The sequence below is a fragment of the Actinocorallia sp. B10E7 genome, assembly GCF_039871655.1.
GTDB lineage: Bacteria > Actinomycetota > Actinomycetes > Streptosporangiales > Streptosporangiaceae > Actinocorallia.
Map to the genome: position 1 here is coordinate 616,851 of NZ_JBDPLZ010000001.1, position 15,648 is coordinate 632,498.

Genomic DNA, 15,648 nt, shown 5'->3' on the forward strand with positions numbered 1-15,648 from the left:
GCCCCGCGAGAACCTCCGCATCTTCCTTTTTCGCCCCGACCCGCTGACTCCCGCTGACAATCCCTTGTCATGGCGTCGGCCGCCGTTCGCCCGTACCATCCGGGAAACTCCGATGGCGAGAGTCTCAGGCGGAACGATGACGCGTACGTTCGCGGTACTCCTGGCGATGACGGCGGTTCTTCTGGCCCCCTTGCCCGCCGCGGCGGAAGCCGGGGGCGGATTCCCCAAGGGGTTCATGTGGGGCGTCGGGGTGTCGGGATTCCAGCATGAGGGGCATTTTCCGGACAGCAACTGGAAGCGGTACCTGGCCGCGCGCAAGGACAAGGCTCCGTACCGCGACAGCGTCGACTTCCGGCACCGGTACCGGGAGGACCTGGAGCGCGCGGCCTCGCTGGGCGTCGACGTCTTCCGCGCCTCGCTCGAGTGGGCCCGGATCGAGCCCGAGCGCGGGAGGATCGACTGGAAGGAGGTCCGCTACTACGACGACCTCGTCGCGCGGATGGCCTCCCACGGAATGCGTCCGATGCTGAGCCTCAGCCATTTCGTGCACCCCGGATGGGTGCACGACCAGGGGGCGTGGAAGAACGAGCGGACCATCGAGGACTGGCTGGACTTCGCGCGGTTCGTCGTCAGGCGCTACGCGAAGTACGACGTCCTGTGGGTGACGTTCAACGAGGCGAGCTACTACATCCTGGACGAGGTCCGGAACAAGGCGATCAGGCTGTCCGAGGCGCCCGTCATGAGCGCCAATCTCATCAAGGCGCACCGCAGGGCCTACGACCTCATCCACCGGATCGACGACGACGCCATGGTGACCGCGAACGTCGCCTACAGCACGGTGCTCAACCCGCTGTTCGACCGGGCCCTCTTCACCGAGGTGCCGGACAAGCTCGACTACATCGGCCTCGACTACTACCTCAGCATGAGCGCCGCGAACCTGACGGTGCTCCGCGTCTTCGGCGGCGAGTACTGGCGGATCGAGGCCGAGCCCGACGGGCTGTACCACGTGCTGCACGACTACCACCGCAGGCTCCCCCACCTGCCGATCTACATCATCGAGAACGGCGCGGCCACCGACGGCGGCAGGCCGCAGGCGGACGGCTACCAGCGCTCCCACTCCATCAGCGATCACGTCTACTGGATCCACCGCGCCATCAAGGACGGCATCAACGTGATCGGCTACAACTACTGGGCCCTTCTGGACGCCTACGAGTGGGGCTCCTACCGTCCCCGTTTCGGCCTCTACACGGTGGACGTGGAGAGCGATCCGGCTCTGGAGCGCCGCCCCACGGAGGCCGTGGCGGCCTACCGCGGCATCATCCGCCGCAACGGCCTTCCGGCGGGCTACGTCCCGGTCAAGGAACCGGCCCGGTGTTCTCTGCCCGCACTGGTGACCACCTGCCTTTCGCCCCCGGAAACCCCGCCTTACCCCTAGAAAGCAATCACTTACTGACCTAGGCTGCTGGGCCATGAGCACACCGTCGATCTCCGCGCCCGGGCGGGTCGCCCAGCCCGAGGTCGCGCTGGCCCGGTACGGGGAGCGCGCGCAGGTCTTTCTCGACGCCCTCACCTGGGGCGACCCCACCGCGGACGCCGTCGTCGCCGACCTGGTGGCCATGGGGCGCGGCAAGGGCATGAAGATGATCCGCAAGGGCCTGGCCGAGGGCGTCGAGAGCCTGCAGGATCCGCCCGAGTCGATCAAGAAGCTCTTCGCCGAGATCGACCACCGGCCCGAATGGCTGCGGCAGGACCTGCTGGACGAGGCGTCCCGCGCCTACTGCCGGCACCCGGTCACGATCGGGCTGGCGCTCGGGCCCGCCTCCCTGGTGGGCAGCTACGTCAACGGCGCCGCGGTCGAGCCGCTCGCGCTCACCCGCAGGTTCACCGACCAGGGCCAGGTGCGCACGTTCGAGACCGCCTCCTGGCTGTGGGCCACCACCCGCCCAGGCGGGCTGGAGCGCTTCGCGTCCGGGGTCGCCACCACCGTGCGGGTGCGACTGATCCACGCGTTCGTCAGGCACCACATCCTCGACGGCCTGCCCTGGGACTCCGAGCGGCTCGGCCACCCGATCAACCAGGCCGACTCGGCCTACACCCTGATCGAGTTCAGCCTCATCCCGCTGCGGGTGATGAAGAGCTTCGGCATCCGCCACACCGCGCGGGAGCGGGAGGCGGTCTACCACCTGTTCCGGTACGTCGGCCACCTCATGGGCATCGACGAGCGCGTCCTGCCCAAGACCGAGGACGAGTTCGTCGAGCTGGAGCGGATCTACCATCTGACCGGCTCGGAGCCCAGCGACTACAGCCGCGAGCTGGTCGCCGAACTGCTCGACACGATCATGCCCGACAGCCTGGCCGACCAGAGCGGCAGGCTCGCCCCGCTGGTCCGCAGGGCCGCCCGCCCGATGGGCCACGGCCTCTCCCGCGCCTTCACCGGAGACCGGACCGCCGACCTGCTGAACGTCGAGCGCAACGTCTGGCGCCACCTGCCGGCCGTGCTGGCCCCACCGGTCTTCGTCTTCAACGAGCTCCAGCGGCTCATCCCCGGGGAGCTGGACCGCAAGCTGCGCCGCAGCCTGAAGTTCATCGACGACGCCTCCGCGGCCACCGCCGAACGCCTCGGCGTCGGCCACGACCTGGTGGACGCGGCCGACGGCGGCGCGGCCCATCCGGCCGCGGCCGCCGACGGCTGAGTCCCCGCCCGGAGGCGGGTCAGGCCAGGGCGAGGAAGAGCCTCTCCAGCTCCTCCTCCGTCATCGGGGGGGCGTCTCCGTCGGCGGCGGCCATGCACTGGCGCATGCCGCTGGCGACGATCTTGAATCCCGCCCGGTCGAGGGCGCGGGAGACCGCGGCGAGCTGGGTGACGACGTCCTTGCAGTCACGACCCGCCTCGATCATCGCGATGACCCCGGCCAGCTGGCCCTGGGCACGGCGGAGCCGGTTCAGGACCGAACCGACGACCTCCTCGTCGACTTTCATGTGGACCTCCTGTAACAGGCTCCGTCTTGAATTCTCATGATACCCGCGGGGGTATATGGAACCGCCGCCGGACGGAGACCGTCCGGCGGCGGTTTCCTCCGGGGGCCGGACTCCTGCCCCCGGGTGGGGCTCAGGCTTGCTCGGACTCGGCGATCTGGCGACGCACCTCGTCCATGTCCAGCTGCTTGGCCTGGTCGACGAGGTCCTCCAGTGCGCGCTCGGGGAGCGCGCCCGGCTGGGCGAAGACCACGACCTTGTCCTTGATGACGGCCAGCGTGGGAATCGAGGTGATCTGGAAGGCGCCGGCCAGTTCCGGCTGCGCCTCAGTGTCGATCTTCGCGAACACCACGTCGTCGTGCCGCTCCGAGACCCGCTCGAAGACCGGCGCGAACTGGCGGCACGGGCCGCACCAGGACGCCCAGAAGTCCACCAGAAGGACGCCACCCTGGTCCACAGCCTCCTGGAACGTGTCCTTGGTCAGTTCCACGGTCGCCATGTTCTCTCCTCTCAGAATACCCCTACGGGTATGAGAACACCTGCGGGGCGGAATTTGTTCCCGGAGGGATCAGCGTACGGTCCAGCCGCCGTCGACCGTGATGGTCTGCCCGGTCATGAAGGAGGACGCGTCGCTGGCCAGCAGGAGCAGCGCGCCGTCCAGCTCGCCCGTCCGGCCACCCCGTCCCATGGGCGTGTTGCGCACCATCCAGCGGTGGCTCTGCTCGTCGGAGAACATGTCGTCGGTGGCCTCGCTGGGGAACCAGCCCGGGGCCAGCGCGTTGACCCGCACGCCCTGCCGGGCCCACTGCACGCCCAGGTCGCGGGTGAGGCCGACGACGCCGGACTTCGCCGCGACGTAGGAGACCTGGGAGGAGGGGTAGGCGGCGACCAGGCCGAGGATCGAGGCCAGGTTGATGATGCTGCCCCCGCCCGCGGCGATCATCTCGCGGGCGAAGAGCGTCGCCAGCGCGAAGGTCGAGGTGAGGTTCAGCGCGACGATGCCCTCGAACTCCTCGACGGTCTCGTCCAGCGCGGCCTTCTGGTAGCCGTGGCCCGCGTTGTTCACCAGCACGTCGACGCGGCCGGTCTGAGCCAGGGACGTGCGCAGCAGCTCCCGTCGCGAGGCGTCGTCCGTCACGTCGCAGACCGCGGGGACGATGCCGGGCACCCGCTCGGCCAGCTCCTCGAGCCGGTCCTTGCGCCGCGCGGCGGCCACGACGGTGGCGCCGGAGCGGGCGAGCAGTTCGGCGAACCGGGAGCCGAGTCCGCTGGAGGCCCCGGTGACGACCGCGACCCGGCCGGACAGGTCGGCGGTGAGCGAGCCCGGCCCCGTCGGGAAGGCGTTCTCAGGCTGTGTGTTCACAGTGCGTCTCCAACGGATCAATAGGTTATTGACGAGGAAATGATGCCACTTGTACCGTACCGATCGGTCGGTACGCAATGTGTGATAGATCCCTGTACGCACGATCAAAGGCCTGGTCTGAGTTGTCCCCGCAGCGTGAACGCATCCTGAAGGCAGCAGCCCACCTCTTCGCACGGGACGGCTACCACGGCGCGGGCATGGCGCAGCTCGAACAGGAGGTCGGCCTCAAGCGCGGCGCGCTGTACCACCACATCGGCAACAAGGAGTCCCTGCTCTACGAGATCAGCCGCACCCAGCTGGAGCACATGGTCGGCATCGCCTCCCGAATCGTCGAAGAGACGCCCGACGAGACCGAGTGCTTCCGGCGGCTGGCCCGCACCCTCCTGCGCAACATCGCCGACCACCGGCTGGAGTGGACGGTCCACTACCGCGACTTCAACGCCCTCACCGGCGAACGGCTGGAACACGTGCTGGAGCTGCGCCGCCGGTACTCCGAGATCTGGCAGCGTGTCTACGCCTCCGGCGTGGAGCGCGGGCTGTTCCAGCCGGCCGAACCACGCGTCGCCGTCCTCGGCATCCTCGGGATGTTCAACTACTCGTACCTGTGGATCGAGGCCGACGGACGGCTCGACACCGACCGGATCGCCGACCTGTACTGCGACATCTTCCTGCGCGGAGTCCTGCTCCCGCCCCACCCCGCACCCGAGGAGTAAGGCACATGGAATCGTTCGTGCAGTTCCGCAAGGGCAGGACGCCCGACCACGTCCACCGGGACCTCGACGGCCTGAAGGACGACGAGCTGGGCCGGATGGGCTTCACCGGCAGGCAGGCCCAGCTCTACCGGCGCAACGACCCGACCGTCTACCGGGCCGAGGGCCCGATCCAGATGCACGCGACGTTCGTCGACCGGCTGGAGCCCACCGACCTGACGGACCCGCGCGGCAACCCCGTGGTCCTGTACCACAACGACGACGTCCGGTTCCTGCTGAGCCGCCGCGCCGAGGCGATGCCGTTCTTCGCGCGCAACGTCGGAGGCGACGAGCTGTTCTTCGTCCATCGCGGCACCGGCGTCTTCCAGACGGAGTTCGGCTCGATCCCCTACGAGCCGGGCGACTGGGTGCTGCTGCCCAAGGCCGTCACCTACCGGCAGCTCCCGGACGAGGGCTCGAACGGCGCCTTCCTCATCGTCGAGACCGTCGACGAGCTGCGCACCCCGCCCGCCGGGATCCTGGGCAGGCACTTCCCGTTCGACTCCTCGACCGTCTTCGTGCCCGAGGCGGAGGTCCTCACCGACGGCGGCCCCGAATGGGAGATCCGGCTGACCCGCCGGGAGGAGCAGGGCTCGATCTTCTACCCCCACAACCCCTGCGACGTGGAGGGCTGGAAGGGCGACTACTTCCCGTTCAAGTACAACATCCGGGACTACAACGCGATCACGTCGGCGTCGATCCACCTGCCGCCGACCGTCCACCTCTTCCTGCAGGCCGAGGGCGTCGTCGTGCTGAACTTCATGCCGCGGCCCGCCGAGACGCGGCCCGGCGCCGAGCGCATGCCCTGGTACCACCGCAACGCCGACTACGACGAGGTCGCGCTCTTCCACGACGGCAGCCTGTTCGGCATCGACATGCCCGCCGGGCTCATCACCCACTCGCCGCAGGGCATCCACCACGGCCCGCCGGAGAAGGCGCGCGAGCGCTCCCGCCGGAAGTTCGACCAGTACGACGAGATCAACTGGGTGGTCATGTCGATCGACGTGCGCCGCCCGCTCAAGGTCAACCCCGCCCTCCTCCCCGAAGCGAGCCAGAACGCATGAGCGACACCGCGCCGGCCAGGCCCTACGACCGCATCCCCCTGCTCGTCACGTTCCTCGACGATTCGCCCGTACGCGACACCTACGGCGGCACCGGCGAGTTCGTCGTGCTCGAAGCGCACCTGCTGCGTCCGCAGAAGGCGTCGGACACCGTCATCATCTTCATGCACCCGATCGGCGGCGGCGCGTACCTGCCGATGACCGTCGCGCTGGCCAAGGCCGGGCACCACGTCATCTACTGCAACAGCCGCTACCGGGGCGTGGACAGCGCCCTCATCATGGAGAAGGTCACCCAGGACCTCGGCGCGTGCGTCCGCCACGCCAAGGAGAAGCTCGGCTACGGCAAGGTCGTGCTGGCCGGCTGGAGCGGCGGCGGCGCGCTGTCGGCCTTCTACCAGGCGCAGGCCGAGAACCCCACGGTCACCCGCACCCCGGCCGGGGACGCCCCCGACCTCACCTCGCTCGGCCTGATCCCCGCCGACGGCCTGATGCTGCTGGCCGCGCACGTCAGCCGCCACCAGACGCTGACGGAGTGGATGGACGCCTCCATCCTCGACGAGCACGACCCGTCCGTCCGGGACCCGGAACTCGATCTCTACAACCCCGACAACCCCAACCAGCCCCCGTACGGCCAGGAGTTCCTGGACCGCTACCGCGAGGCGCAGATCGCCCGCAACCGGCGGATCACCAGGTGGGTGAAGGCCAAGCTCGCCTCTTTGAAGGCCGCCGGGCGTCCGCACGACGAGTTCGCCTTCGTCGTCCACGGCACGATGGCCGACCCGCGCTGGCTGGACCCGGCCGTCGACCCCAACGACCGCCGCCCGAACTGGTGCTACCAGGGCGACCCGCGCGTGGTGAACATGAGCCCGACCGGACTGGCCCGGTTCACCACCCTGCGCAGCTGGCTGTCGCAGTGGAGCTACGACGAGGCCAACGCCGACGCCGAGCGCTGCGCCCCCGGCGTCTCCGTCCCCGTGCTGGTGATCGGCAACTCCGCCGACGACGCCTGCACGCCCAGCCACACCAACCGCATCTACGAGGCCTTCACCCACGAGGACAAGGAGATCCACGAGATCAAGGGCGCGACCCACTACTACGCGGGCCCCGACCAGCGCCCCCACCTCCAGGAGGCCGTCGGCCTCATCACCGGCTGGCTGGACCGGCACGGCCTGGCCTCCTGAGCGCGCCGCGCCCGGCCTGGAGCCCTCCTCGAGTTCCAGGCCGGGCGCCGGGTCAACGCCGGCGTCCCCGTCTGCCGGCCGGCTCAGCCCTGGCTGCGGGCCGAGCGCAGTTCGTGCTTGAGGATCTTGCCCGGGCCGGAGATGGGGAGCGCGTCGACGAACTCGACGCTCCGCGGAACCTTGTACCCGGCGATCAGGCCGCGGACGTGCTCCCGCAGTTCCTCCTCGGTCGCGGCGGCGCCCTCCGCGAGCACGACCACCGCGTGCACCCGCTCGCCCCACCGCGGGTCGGGCAACCCGATCACGGCGCACATGGCCACCGCGGAATGACCGGCGAGCGCGTTCTCGACCTCGACGGAGTAGACGTTCTCCCCGCCGGTGATGACCATGTCCTTGTACCGGTCGACGACGAACAGGTAGCCGTCGGCGTCGAGGTAGCCCGCGTCGCCCGTGTGCATCCAGCCGTCGCGCAGCGCCTCGGCCGTCTCCTTCGGGCGGTTCCAGTACTCGATCATCGCGTTCGCGCCGCGGACCGCGACCTCGCCGACCTCGCCGACGGGCAGGACCGTCCCGTCCTCGCCGACGACCCGGACCTCGGTGTGCGGGGCGGCGCGGCCGGCCGAGCGCAGCCGCCCGGGGACGTGGTCCTCGTGGCCGAGCAGCGTCGCGACCGGCGACAGTTCGGTCATCCCGTAGGCCTGGGTGAAACGCGTCCCCGGAAGGACGGACATCGCCGTCTCCAGGGTGGACTGCGGCATCGGGGAGGCACCGTAGAGGACGCGGCGCAGGGTGCTCACATCCCGTTTCGGCAGGGTGGGGTCGGCGAGCAGCATCGTCACCATCGTGGGGACGAGGAACGTGGCCGTGACGCGGTGCCGCTCGATCGCGTCGAGCACGGCGTCCGGCTGGAATCCGGGCACCATCACATGGGTGGCGCCCGCGAGCGAGCCGATCAGCCAGGAGGTGAAGCACGCGATGTGGAACATCGGCGCGACGTGCAGCACCCGGTCGTCGGGGCTGTTGTGCAGGTGGCCGGTGGCCGCCGAGCCCATCGCCGAGGCCAGGACGTTGTCGTGGCTGAGCACCACGCCCTTGGGGGTGCCGGTGGTGCCGCCCGTGTAGAAGATCCCGGCCGGGGAGCCCCCGCCGCGCCGGACGTCCGGCACCGGTCCGGCCTCCGCGATGAGGTCGTCCAGGTGGCGGCCGTCGCGGTTCTCGCCCATGCCGATGACGGTCAGCTCCCGGGTGAGCTGCGGGACCAGCCCGGCGAACGCCTCGTCGACGAACAGGACGCCCGCCTCGCAGTCGTGCAGGGACAGGTCGATCTCCGCGGCGCTCCAGCGGATGTTGACCGGGACGACGACGGCGTCCGCCCACGCGACGGCCAGCAGCAGTTCGGCGTAGTGGTCGGAGTTCTGGGACAGGATCGCGACCCTGTCCCCCGGCCGGACGCCGAGGCCCAGGAGCGCGCCGGCCGCGCGGGCGACCCGGTCGGCCTGTTCGGCGAAGGTCCTGGTCCGCTCGCCGCAGATCGTCGCGACCGCGTCGGGACGCTGCTGCAAGGCCCGGTGCAGACCCTGCGTAAGGTAGCCGCCCATCCGAATAACCCCCTACTTATTACTCAAGAACTTGAGTATTCATATCAATGACCATCTCTCGTGACAAGAGCCACATAGGAGTCCGTATGGCACTACGCCACGCCGTCCTCGCCGCGCTGCTCGACGGTGAGGCCAGCGGCTACGAGCTGGGAAAACGGTTCGACCGGGGAGTGGGCGAGCTGTGGAACGCCCGGCCGCAGCAGGTCTACGCCGAGCTGAACACGCTGGAGCGGAGCGGATTGATCCGCGGCAGGGAGGTCCCCCAGCAGGGGCGGCCCACCAAGCGGGTCTTCGTGCCCACCGAGGCGGGATACGCCGAGCTCGCACGGTTCGCCGCCGACTCGGCCAGGCCGGCGGCGCACCGGGACGACCTGCTGGTGAAGGTCTACGCGGCGGACGCGGTCGACGCCGCCTCCCTGATCGCGCAGCTGCGCGAGCGGGCCGCTCAGTCGCGGAGCAGGGCCGCGATGCTCGACAAGGTACTGGAGCGCCTCCGGGACGGAGCCGAGGAGACCGAGTTCCTCGGCGGCTCCTCCCGCGTCGGCCCCTACCTCGCCTGCATGCGCGGCCGGATGTTCGAGCAGGACACCCTGCACTGGTGCCTGCGGGCCATCGAGGTACTCGAGGCCAGGGGGTGACCGGGCGGCCTCCGGCCGGGGCCTGAGGCCGCCCGGTCACCTGATCAGGCCAGGAGGGTCTCGCCGATCCAGCCCCTCTCGTCGCAGCCGGGGGGCATCGCGAAGACCGCCGAGCCGATCGGGACCGTCCACGCGTTGAGGAGGTCGGACTCGGCCAGGCGCTTCTGGACCGGGACGAACTGGCGGGCCAGGTCGGCCTGGTAGGCGACGAACAGCAGGCCGGAGTCGACCACGCCGTCGTGCGAGACGTCCTCCTCGTAGTTGTAGCCGCGGCGCAGCATGCGCAGGGCCGGGTCGCCCGTCCGGGCCAGGCGGATGTGGGCGTCGTCGTCGATCACGGGGAAGCCCACCTCGTCCTTCGCCGTGAAGTCCGGGTCGTCGGTCTCCTTTCCGCCGGTCAGGGGGGCTCCGTCGGCGAGTTTCCGGCCCATGGAGAACTCCTTGGCCGCCTCGTCCGCGGCGTCCCACTTCTCCAGGTCCATCCGGATGCGGCGGAGGACCATGAGGGTGCCGCCCTTCAGCCAGGCCGGGCCGCCGCCGGAGATCCACACCGCCTTGTCCAGGTCGGCGGGCTGGACGGTGCCGTCGAGCTGGCCCATGAGGTTGCGCTGGGTCTGCCCTGGCGGCTGGGCCTGGGGGCTGCGCCGGAAACCGCGCTGGACCCAGCGGACCGTCGCGAAGTCCCGCGCGTCCTTGACGATCAGCCGGAGCGCGTGGGCGAGGGTGACCGCGTCCTCCCCGCACAGCTGGACCAGGAGGTCGCCTCTGCTCCAGCGGTCCTCCAGCCTGTCGACCTTGAAGTCCGGCAGGTCGGTGATCGGGCGCTGATGCTCCAGGCCGGTCTTGGTGAACAGACCCGGCCCGAAGCCGAACGTGACGGTCAGCCGGGCCGGGAGGCCGGCGAGTTCCGGCTGGGCGTCGGCGAGCCCGGGCCGTCCTTCGGTGAGCCGCCGGGCGTCGTCGGTGAGCAGCCGCATCAGCCGTCCCAGCGACTCCTTCGTGGTCCCGGCGCGCAGGTCGAAGGCGACGAAGGCCCCGTAGGTCTGCGGGGGTGTGGCGACGCCCGCCTGGTGGACGCCGTGGAACGGGACGGTGCCGGGCTGTTCGGCCGCGTTCGCCTCGGACTCTCCGGGCGCCGTCCCCCTGCCGGTGAGGTAGCCGCCGGTGGCGGCGAGCCCGCCCGCCGCCACCGCGCCGCCGGCGAGGAGCCCCCGCCGGCTCAGTCTCCGCCCGGACATCAGTGTCCCGGAGCGTAGGTCTCGTTGCCGCCCATGAAGGACTTGACCACGGCGGTGACGTCCACCTTGGCACCGTCCTTCAGGGTCAGGGTGAAGGCGACCTCGTTGCCCGGCTCGAGCTTCTGGGTGAGGCCCATGAGCATGATGTGGTAGCCGCCGGGCTTGAGCTCCAGCCTGCCCCCGGCGGGGATGACGAATCCGCCTTCCTTCTCCCGCATCTGGGTCTGGCCGCCGGCTCCGGCGACCTCGTGCAGTTCGACCATCTTCGAGGCCGGGGTGGTGGCGGACACCAGGTTGATCTCGGCGCCGGTGGAGTTGACGAGGGTGCCGAACGCCCCGGTCATGCCCGACTCCGCCGCCTTCACCCAGGCGTTCTCGAAGGCCAGCGGGGCGGAGGCGGGGTTGGAGGCGGTGCTGGATGCGGGGGCCGAGGGGGAGGGGGAGGCCTCCTTGTCCGTGGCGTCCTCGCCGCAGCCGGTGAGGGCGACCGAACCCACGGCGAGGGCGGCGAACAGGGAGAGAAGACGAGAAGACATGCGGATTCTCCGTGAAAGGTCTGTGTGAAGGGTTTCCGATTCACCCGCGCGGCGGGTGTGAAGAGCGGCCTTGGCAGGCCGGTGGCTCCGGTGGCGCTCAGACGGTGGAGAGCGCCGGGAAACCCCGCGGCGGACCACGGAGGACGAGGACGTGCCTCAGTTCGGAGATGGCGCGCGGCGGCGGGACGTCCGAAGGCGCCGCGACGTGCCGGACGGGCTCGGCGAGCACGGAGATGATCGGCAGAAGCGGCCGGATCAGTGCCTTGGCCGCCTGCCGGGCCAGCCGCCAGACCCGGCGCTCGCCCCGGCGCAGCCACCAACCGGAGCCCAGCGCGGCGAGCAGGTGCGCCGCCGTCATCTCGGCGCCGTTCACGGCGGGGTCGAGTTGCGCGAGGTTCTCGTGGTGGTCGGCGGCCGCGGTGAACAGCGAGTGGAGCATGAACTGCCCGCCCAGCAGCCCTCCGGTGATCACGGCGAGGGAGCGTTCCCGCTCGGCCAGGATGATCGCGACCACGAGGGCCCCGGCGAACCCGGCCAGCACGGCTCCCGGGCCCAGCGGCCGCCCGGAGGCCGTCGTGTGCCCGGCGGACGCCAGGACGACGCACACCGCGGCGAAGACCGAGGCGCGCACCAGGCGCAGCGGGGGCAGGACGTTCATCTCGCCCGTCATACTGCCATGCCCTCGCGGCCTCTCCGAACCGGGTCGCGGCGGGGCCGCCGCCCGGATTCCGGGCCCGGCCCGACGCGCGGGAAGAAATACCCCCTGGGGTATGTTGGACGAAACGAAGGGAGCAAGAACATGATTCACGAGGTTGATCTGTCCTCGTTCGCCACCGCCCACGGAAACGGGGCCTACGTGGTGGACGTCCGGGAACCCCACGAGTACATCGCGGGCCACGTGACGGGCGCGGTGCCGATGCCGCTGGGCCAGGTCCCGGCCAGGATGGGCGAACTGCCGACGGACCGGCCGGTGTACGTGATCTGCGCCAGCGGCAACCGCAGCCTGACCGCGGCCGAATGGATGAACGACAAGGGCGTCGACGCCTGGTCCGTCGCCGGAGGCACCGGCGCCTGGATGCGCGCCGGAGGCCCGATCACCCGGGGTGCCGGCCCCGCCTAGAGTGGAAAAAAAGGGGGCGATTTACATGATCGAGATCATTCCCGTGGACACTCCGACCCTGGGGGATCGCAGCTACCTGGTGACCGACGGCGAAAGCGCCTTCGTCGTCGACCCGCAGCGGGACATGGACCGCATGCTGGACCTCGCCCGGGACAGGGGCGTGGCGATCAGGCACGTGTTCGAGACGCACATCCACAACGACTACGTGACGGGGGGCCTGGCCCTCGCCCGGGAGACCGGGGCCGCCTACCACGTCAACGACGACGACCCCGTCGCCTTCGAGCACTCCCCCGTCCACGACGGCGACGTGATCGAGGTGGGCCCGCGGATGCGGGTCCGGGCCATGTCGACCCCCGGCCACACCCACACCCACCTGTCCTACGTCCTGCTCGACGGGGACGAACCCAAGGCCGTGTTCACCGGCGGCTCCCTGCTGTACGGCTCGACGGGCCGCCCGGACCTGCTCGGCCCCGACCACACCGACACCCTGGTGCACGCCCAGTACCGGACGGCGCGGCGCCTGGCCTCCGAACTCCCCGACGACACCGAGGTCTACCCGACGCACGGGTTCGGCAGCTTCTGCTCCTCCACCCAGTCCGAGGCCTCGGCGTCCACGATCGGGCAGGAGCGGCGGACCAACCCCGTGCTCACCCAGGACGAGCAGGAGTACGTGGAGACCCTGCTGGTCGGGCTCGACGCCTACCCCGCCTACTACGCCCACATGGGCCCGCGCAACGCCGAGGGCCCGGACGCTCCCGACCTGTCGGAGCCGCGCAGGGCGGACGCCGCCGAACTCCGCCGCCGCCTGGAGGCCGGGGAATGGGTGGTCGACCTGCGCTCCCGCAAGGCGTTCGCGGCCGGGCACCTGGGCGGGACGTTCAACTTCGGCCTGGACGGCGCCTTCTCGACCTACCTGGGGTGGCTGATCCCCTGGGGCACTCCGGTGAGCCTGCTCGGGGAGAGCCCCGAGGAGATCGCCGAGGCGCAGCGCGAACTCGTCCGGATCGGCATCGACCGTCCGGCTTCGGCGGCCGACGGAGGCCCCTCCGCCTGGGCGGGGGGCGAGCCCCTGCGGGAGTTCCAGCTCGCGAGCTTCACCGAGCTCGCCGCGGTGCGGCACCACCGTCCGGTCGTCGTCCTGGACGTCCGGCGGAACGACGAGTGGAGGCAGTCGCACCTGCCGGGGGCCGTGCACATCCCGCTGCACGAGCTGCTGTCCCGGATGGACGAGGTGCCCGACGGCGAGCTGTGGACGCACTGCGGCTCGGGTTACCGGGCGGCCATCGCGGGCTCCATCCTGAGCGCCGCGGGACGCCGGGTCGTGGTCGTCGACGACGACTACGCCGATGCCGTCAACAGCGGCATCGAGGTGACCGGCTGATCCGATCGGCGGTGAGGGCCCGCGGCGCGTCCCGGGCCCTCACCGGTTGAGCCAGACGACCGTCCCGTTGAGGCCGGTCGTGACCAGCGTCCAGACCGCGAACGGCGCGATCAGCAGCCCGGCTCCGCGATCCACCCGCCACGCCCTCCGGACCAGCGCGAGGTTGAACAGGTTGAGCCACGCGATCTCGCCCAGGGCGCTCCGAGGAGACCTGGTTCCGAAGAACAGGCAGCTCCATCCCGCGCTGAGCAGCAGGCTGCCTCCGAGGTCGCGGGCCAGCGCCCGCCGCTCCGGCTCGGACGCCCGGTCCATCGCCCGGCTCCCCGCGTAGGCGATCAGCCCGTACAGCGGCGTCCACACCACCGGGAACACCATGGCGGACGGCTGCCAGGACGGCTTGCGCAGCGCCCGGTACCAGGCCGAGTTCGTGTCCGCGGCCAGAGAGCCGACCCCCGCCGCGGGGAGCGCGACCAGCGAGATCTTGAGCAACGTCTTCATATCCCGCCCGTACCCATGAACCCGCCGCGGCCACTCGGCGGAACGCCGCCGTCGCCGCTTCGTCCGATTCGGACCCCTCGCCGGAAGCACCCGCCCCCTGCTGTTACATTCTGCTTATCAGAAGTTACTCGGCGTGACGACCTTCGTGTTCTCCGGCCGCACGCCGCAGGAGGAGGTGCGCCCGATGGGCGAACGAGGATCCCGGTGGCCGTCATGATCGACGAGGTCACCTCGGCACTGGCCGAACTACTACGCGTCCGCGGCGGCGACCCCGACTGGGTGGCGATCAGCTCCCTGGACGCCGGCACCGCCTTGACCCCCCACCAGATCCACCTGTGCCTGTGCGGCATCACCGAACACCCCTATCTGCGCAACGCCCCGCTCACCGGGCCGCCTGGACGGCTCCAGCGCCCGCCGCTGGGCCTGCGGCTGACCTATGTGGTCACCGGCCCGGGCTTCCAGCCGCTGGAACTGCAGGCCCGGCTGGGCAGGGTGGCGCAGATCTTCCACTCGGTGCCCTCCCTCGGCCCCGACGACCTGGGGCCCGGCCTGGCATCCCGGCTGCGCAGGCTCACCGTCCGCCTGCTGGACCTGCCGCTGACCGACCGCACGGCCCTGTGGTCCGCGCACGGCCGTCCCATGCAGCTGGCCCTCTACTACGAGGCGGACATGGCGCTGACGCACCCGCCCGAGCAGGAGGACGTGGAGTTCCTCCTCAAGCCGCGCGTCACCGTCCTGGAATCCGTCCCCTGAGAGGTCCGGTGCGCCTTCGTCGGGCCCCGTCAGTTCAGCCGGACGATCGCCCCGTTGAGGGCGGTGGCGAAGACCACCCACGCCGCGTACGGGAGCAGGAGGATCCCGGCGGTCCGGTCGGCGCTCCAGGCCCGGTGGACGAGCAGCGCGTTCGCCAGGTTGAGCAGCAGGATCTCGGCCAGGGCCGCCTCGGGCGACTCGAAGGCGAAGAACACCACCGACCAGCCGGCGTTGAGCACCAGGTTGACGGCGAGGGCCAGGATCACGCCGCGCCGCGCGTGCGGTCGCGCCCGGTCGATCGCACGCGCGCCCGCGTAGGCGATGAGGATGTACAGCGGCGTCCACACCAGGGCGAACGCCGGTCCCGGCGGCTGCCAGGAAGGCTTGGCCAGCTCCCGGTACCAGGTGGAGCCGGTGTCGTTGGCCAGGTTCCCGATGAGCGCGGTGGCGAAGACGGCCAGCGCGGTCAGGAGGAGGGTCTTCGCCCTCGTCTTCCGCGCGCTCCCGTGTTCCCCGGAGGTCCGGGGGCGGGGGTCCGTCGACGGCATCGCGGCCG

At 70.7% G+C, this 15,648-nt stretch carries 18 protein-coding genes; 9 read left to right on the top strand and 9 right to left on the bottom strand.

Features of this window, described 5'->3' with window-relative positions; translation table 11 throughout:
* The first annotated feature begins 136 nt into the window (after positions 1-136).
* Together ABGB12_RS02970 and ABGB12_RS02975 are read left to right on the top strand one after the other, a co-directional pair.
* Positions 137-1,435, top strand: a complete 1,299-nt coding sequence (locus ABGB12_RS02970) for a family 1 glycosylhydrolase (protein WP_347674353.1) — start codon at positions 137-139, stop codon at positions 1,433-1,435.
* A gap of 34 nt (positions 1,436-1,469) precedes the next feature.
* Positions 1,470-2,693 carry an oxygenase MpaB family protein gene (locus ABGB12_RS02975; RefSeq protein ID WP_347674355.1) on the top strand — a complete coding sequence of 408 codons (1,224 nt, stop codon included), beginning with the start codon at positions 1,470-1,472 and terminating at the stop codon, positions 2,691-2,693.
* Positions 2,694-2,712: 19 nt separating this feature from the next.
* On the opposite strand, the gene ABGB12_RS02980 is transcribed toward ABGB12_RS02975, so the two are convergent.
* The 3 genes from ABGB12_RS02980 to ABGB12_RS02990 all read right to left on the bottom strand — a co-directional run bounded on the left by ABGB12_RS02980 (position 2,713) and on the right by ABGB12_RS02990 (position 4,339).
* Positions 2,713-2,979 carry a metal-sensitive transcriptional regulator gene (locus ABGB12_RS02980; protein ID WP_347674357.1) on the bottom strand — a complete coding sequence of 89 codons (267 nt, stop codon included), beginning with the start codon at positions 2,977-2,979 and terminating at the stop codon, positions 2,713-2,715.
* A gap of 130 nt (positions 2,980-3,109) precedes the next feature.
* Positions 3,110-3,475, bottom strand: a complete 366-nt coding sequence (gene trxA, locus ABGB12_RS02985; RefSeq protein WP_347674359.1) for a thioredoxin — start codon at positions 3,473-3,475, stop codon at positions 3,110-3,112.
* Positions 3,476-3,544: 69 nt separating this feature from the next.
* Entirely contained in the window at positions 3,545-4,339 is a 795-nt protein-coding gene (locus ABGB12_RS02990) for an SDR family oxidoreductase (RefSeq protein ID WP_347674360.1), read from the bottom strand.
* Positions 4,340-4,461: 122 nt separating this feature from the next.
* Between ABGB12_RS02990 and ABGB12_RS02995 the strand changes: the two genes are divergently transcribed.
* The 3 genes from ABGB12_RS02995 to ABGB12_RS03005 are packed head-to-tail and all read left to right on the top strand — an operon-like array spanning position 4,462 to position 7,330.
* Complete coding sequence (locus ABGB12_RS02995; protein ID WP_347674361.1) at positions 4,462-5,052, top strand: TetR/AcrR family transcriptional regulator; 591 nt, start codon at positions 4,462-4,464, stop codon at positions 5,050-5,052.
* 5 nt (positions 5,053-5,057) lie between these two features.
* Positions 5,058-6,152 (top strand): homogentisate 1,2-dioxygenase, encoded by a 1,095-nt coding sequence (locus ABGB12_RS03000; RefSeq protein ID WP_347674363.1) that lies wholly within the window; start codon positions 5,058-5,060, stop codon positions 6,150-6,152.
* On the top strand, positions 6,149-7,330 hold the full coding sequence (locus ABGB12_RS03005) for an alpha/beta hydrolase (protein WP_347674365.1): 1,182 nt from the start codon (positions 6,149-6,151) through the stop codon (positions 7,328-7,330). The genes ABGB12_RS03000 and ABGB12_RS03005 overlap by 4 nt, the downstream gene beginning before the upstream one ends.
* A gap of 83 nt (positions 7,331-7,413) precedes the next feature.
* Here the strand turns inward: ABGB12_RS03005 and ABGB12_RS03010 are convergent, their stop codons facing one another.
* A complete protein-coding gene (locus tag ABGB12_RS03010) occupies positions 7,414-8,928 on the bottom strand; it encodes a long-chain fatty acid--CoA ligase (RefSeq protein ID WP_347674367.1) in 1,515 nt (504 codons plus the stop codon).
* Between the two features lie 86 nt (positions 8,929-9,014).
* Between ABGB12_RS03010 and ABGB12_RS03015 the strand changes: the two genes are divergently transcribed.
* Positions 9,015-9,566 (top strand): PadR family transcriptional regulator, encoded by a 552-nt coding sequence (locus tag ABGB12_RS03015; RefSeq protein ID WP_347674368.1) that lies wholly within the window; start codon positions 9,015-9,017, stop codon positions 9,564-9,566.
* Between the two features lie 44 nt (positions 9,567-9,610).
* On the opposite strand, the gene ABGB12_RS03020 is transcribed toward ABGB12_RS03015, so the two are convergent.
* From ABGB12_RS03020 to ABGB12_RS03030, 3 genes are all read right to left on the bottom strand, one after another.
* Positions 9,611-10,804 carry a Dyp-type peroxidase gene (locus ABGB12_RS03020; protein ID WP_347674370.1) on the bottom strand — a complete coding sequence of 398 codons (1,194 nt, stop codon included), beginning with the start codon at positions 10,802-10,804 and terminating at the stop codon, positions 9,611-9,613.
* On the bottom strand, positions 10,804-11,340 hold the full coding sequence (locus tag ABGB12_RS03025) for a copper chaperone PCu(A)C (protein WP_347674372.1): 537 nt from the start codon (positions 11,338-11,340) through the stop codon (positions 10,804-10,806). The genes ABGB12_RS03020 and ABGB12_RS03025 overlap by 1 nt, the downstream gene beginning before the upstream one ends.
* 97 nt (positions 11,341-11,437) lie before the next feature.
* Positions 11,438-11,998: an MFS transporter gene (locus tag ABGB12_RS03030; RefSeq protein ID WP_347674374.1), complete on the bottom strand. Its 561-nt coding sequence runs from the start codon at positions 11,996-11,998 to the stop codon at positions 11,438-11,440.
* Between the two features lie 141 nt (positions 11,999-12,139).
* Here ABGB12_RS03030 and ABGB12_RS03035 point away from each other — a divergent pair, with 141 nt between their 5' ends.
* Both ABGB12_RS03035 and ABGB12_RS03040 read left to right on the top strand, forming a co-directional pair.
* On the top strand, positions 12,140-12,460 hold the full coding sequence (locus ABGB12_RS03035) for a rhodanese-like domain-containing protein (protein ID WP_347674375.1): 321 nt from the start codon (positions 12,140-12,142) through the stop codon (positions 12,458-12,460).
* 25 nt (positions 12,461-12,485) lie between these two features.
* Entirely contained in the window at positions 12,486-13,841 is a 1,356-nt protein-coding gene (locus ABGB12_RS03040; RefSeq protein WP_347674377.1) for a rhodanese-like domain-containing protein, read from the top strand.
* A gap of 39 nt (positions 13,842-13,880) precedes the next feature.
* On the opposite strand, the gene ABGB12_RS03045 is transcribed toward ABGB12_RS03040, so the two are convergent.
* Positions 13,881-14,339, bottom strand: coding sequence for a TspO/MBR family protein (locus ABGB12_RS03045; protein ID WP_347674379.1), 459 nt, complete (start codon positions 14,337-14,339; stop codon positions 13,881-13,883).
* 213 nt (positions 14,340-14,552) lie between these two features.
* Here ABGB12_RS03045 and ABGB12_RS03050 point away from each other — a divergent pair, with 213 nt between their 5' ends.
* Complete coding sequence (locus ABGB12_RS03050; protein ID WP_347675030.1) at positions 14,553-15,092, top strand: Pvc16 family protein; 540 nt, start codon at positions 14,553-14,555, stop codon at positions 15,090-15,092.
* A gap of 29 nt (positions 15,093-15,121) precedes the next feature.
* Here ABGB12_RS03050 and ABGB12_RS03055 read toward each other — a convergent pair whose 3' ends face one another.
* Entirely contained in the window at positions 15,122-15,640 is a 519-nt protein-coding gene (locus ABGB12_RS03055; RefSeq protein ID WP_347674380.1) for a TspO/MBR family protein, read from the bottom strand.
* Between the last annotated feature and the right edge of the window lie 8 nt (positions 15,641-15,648).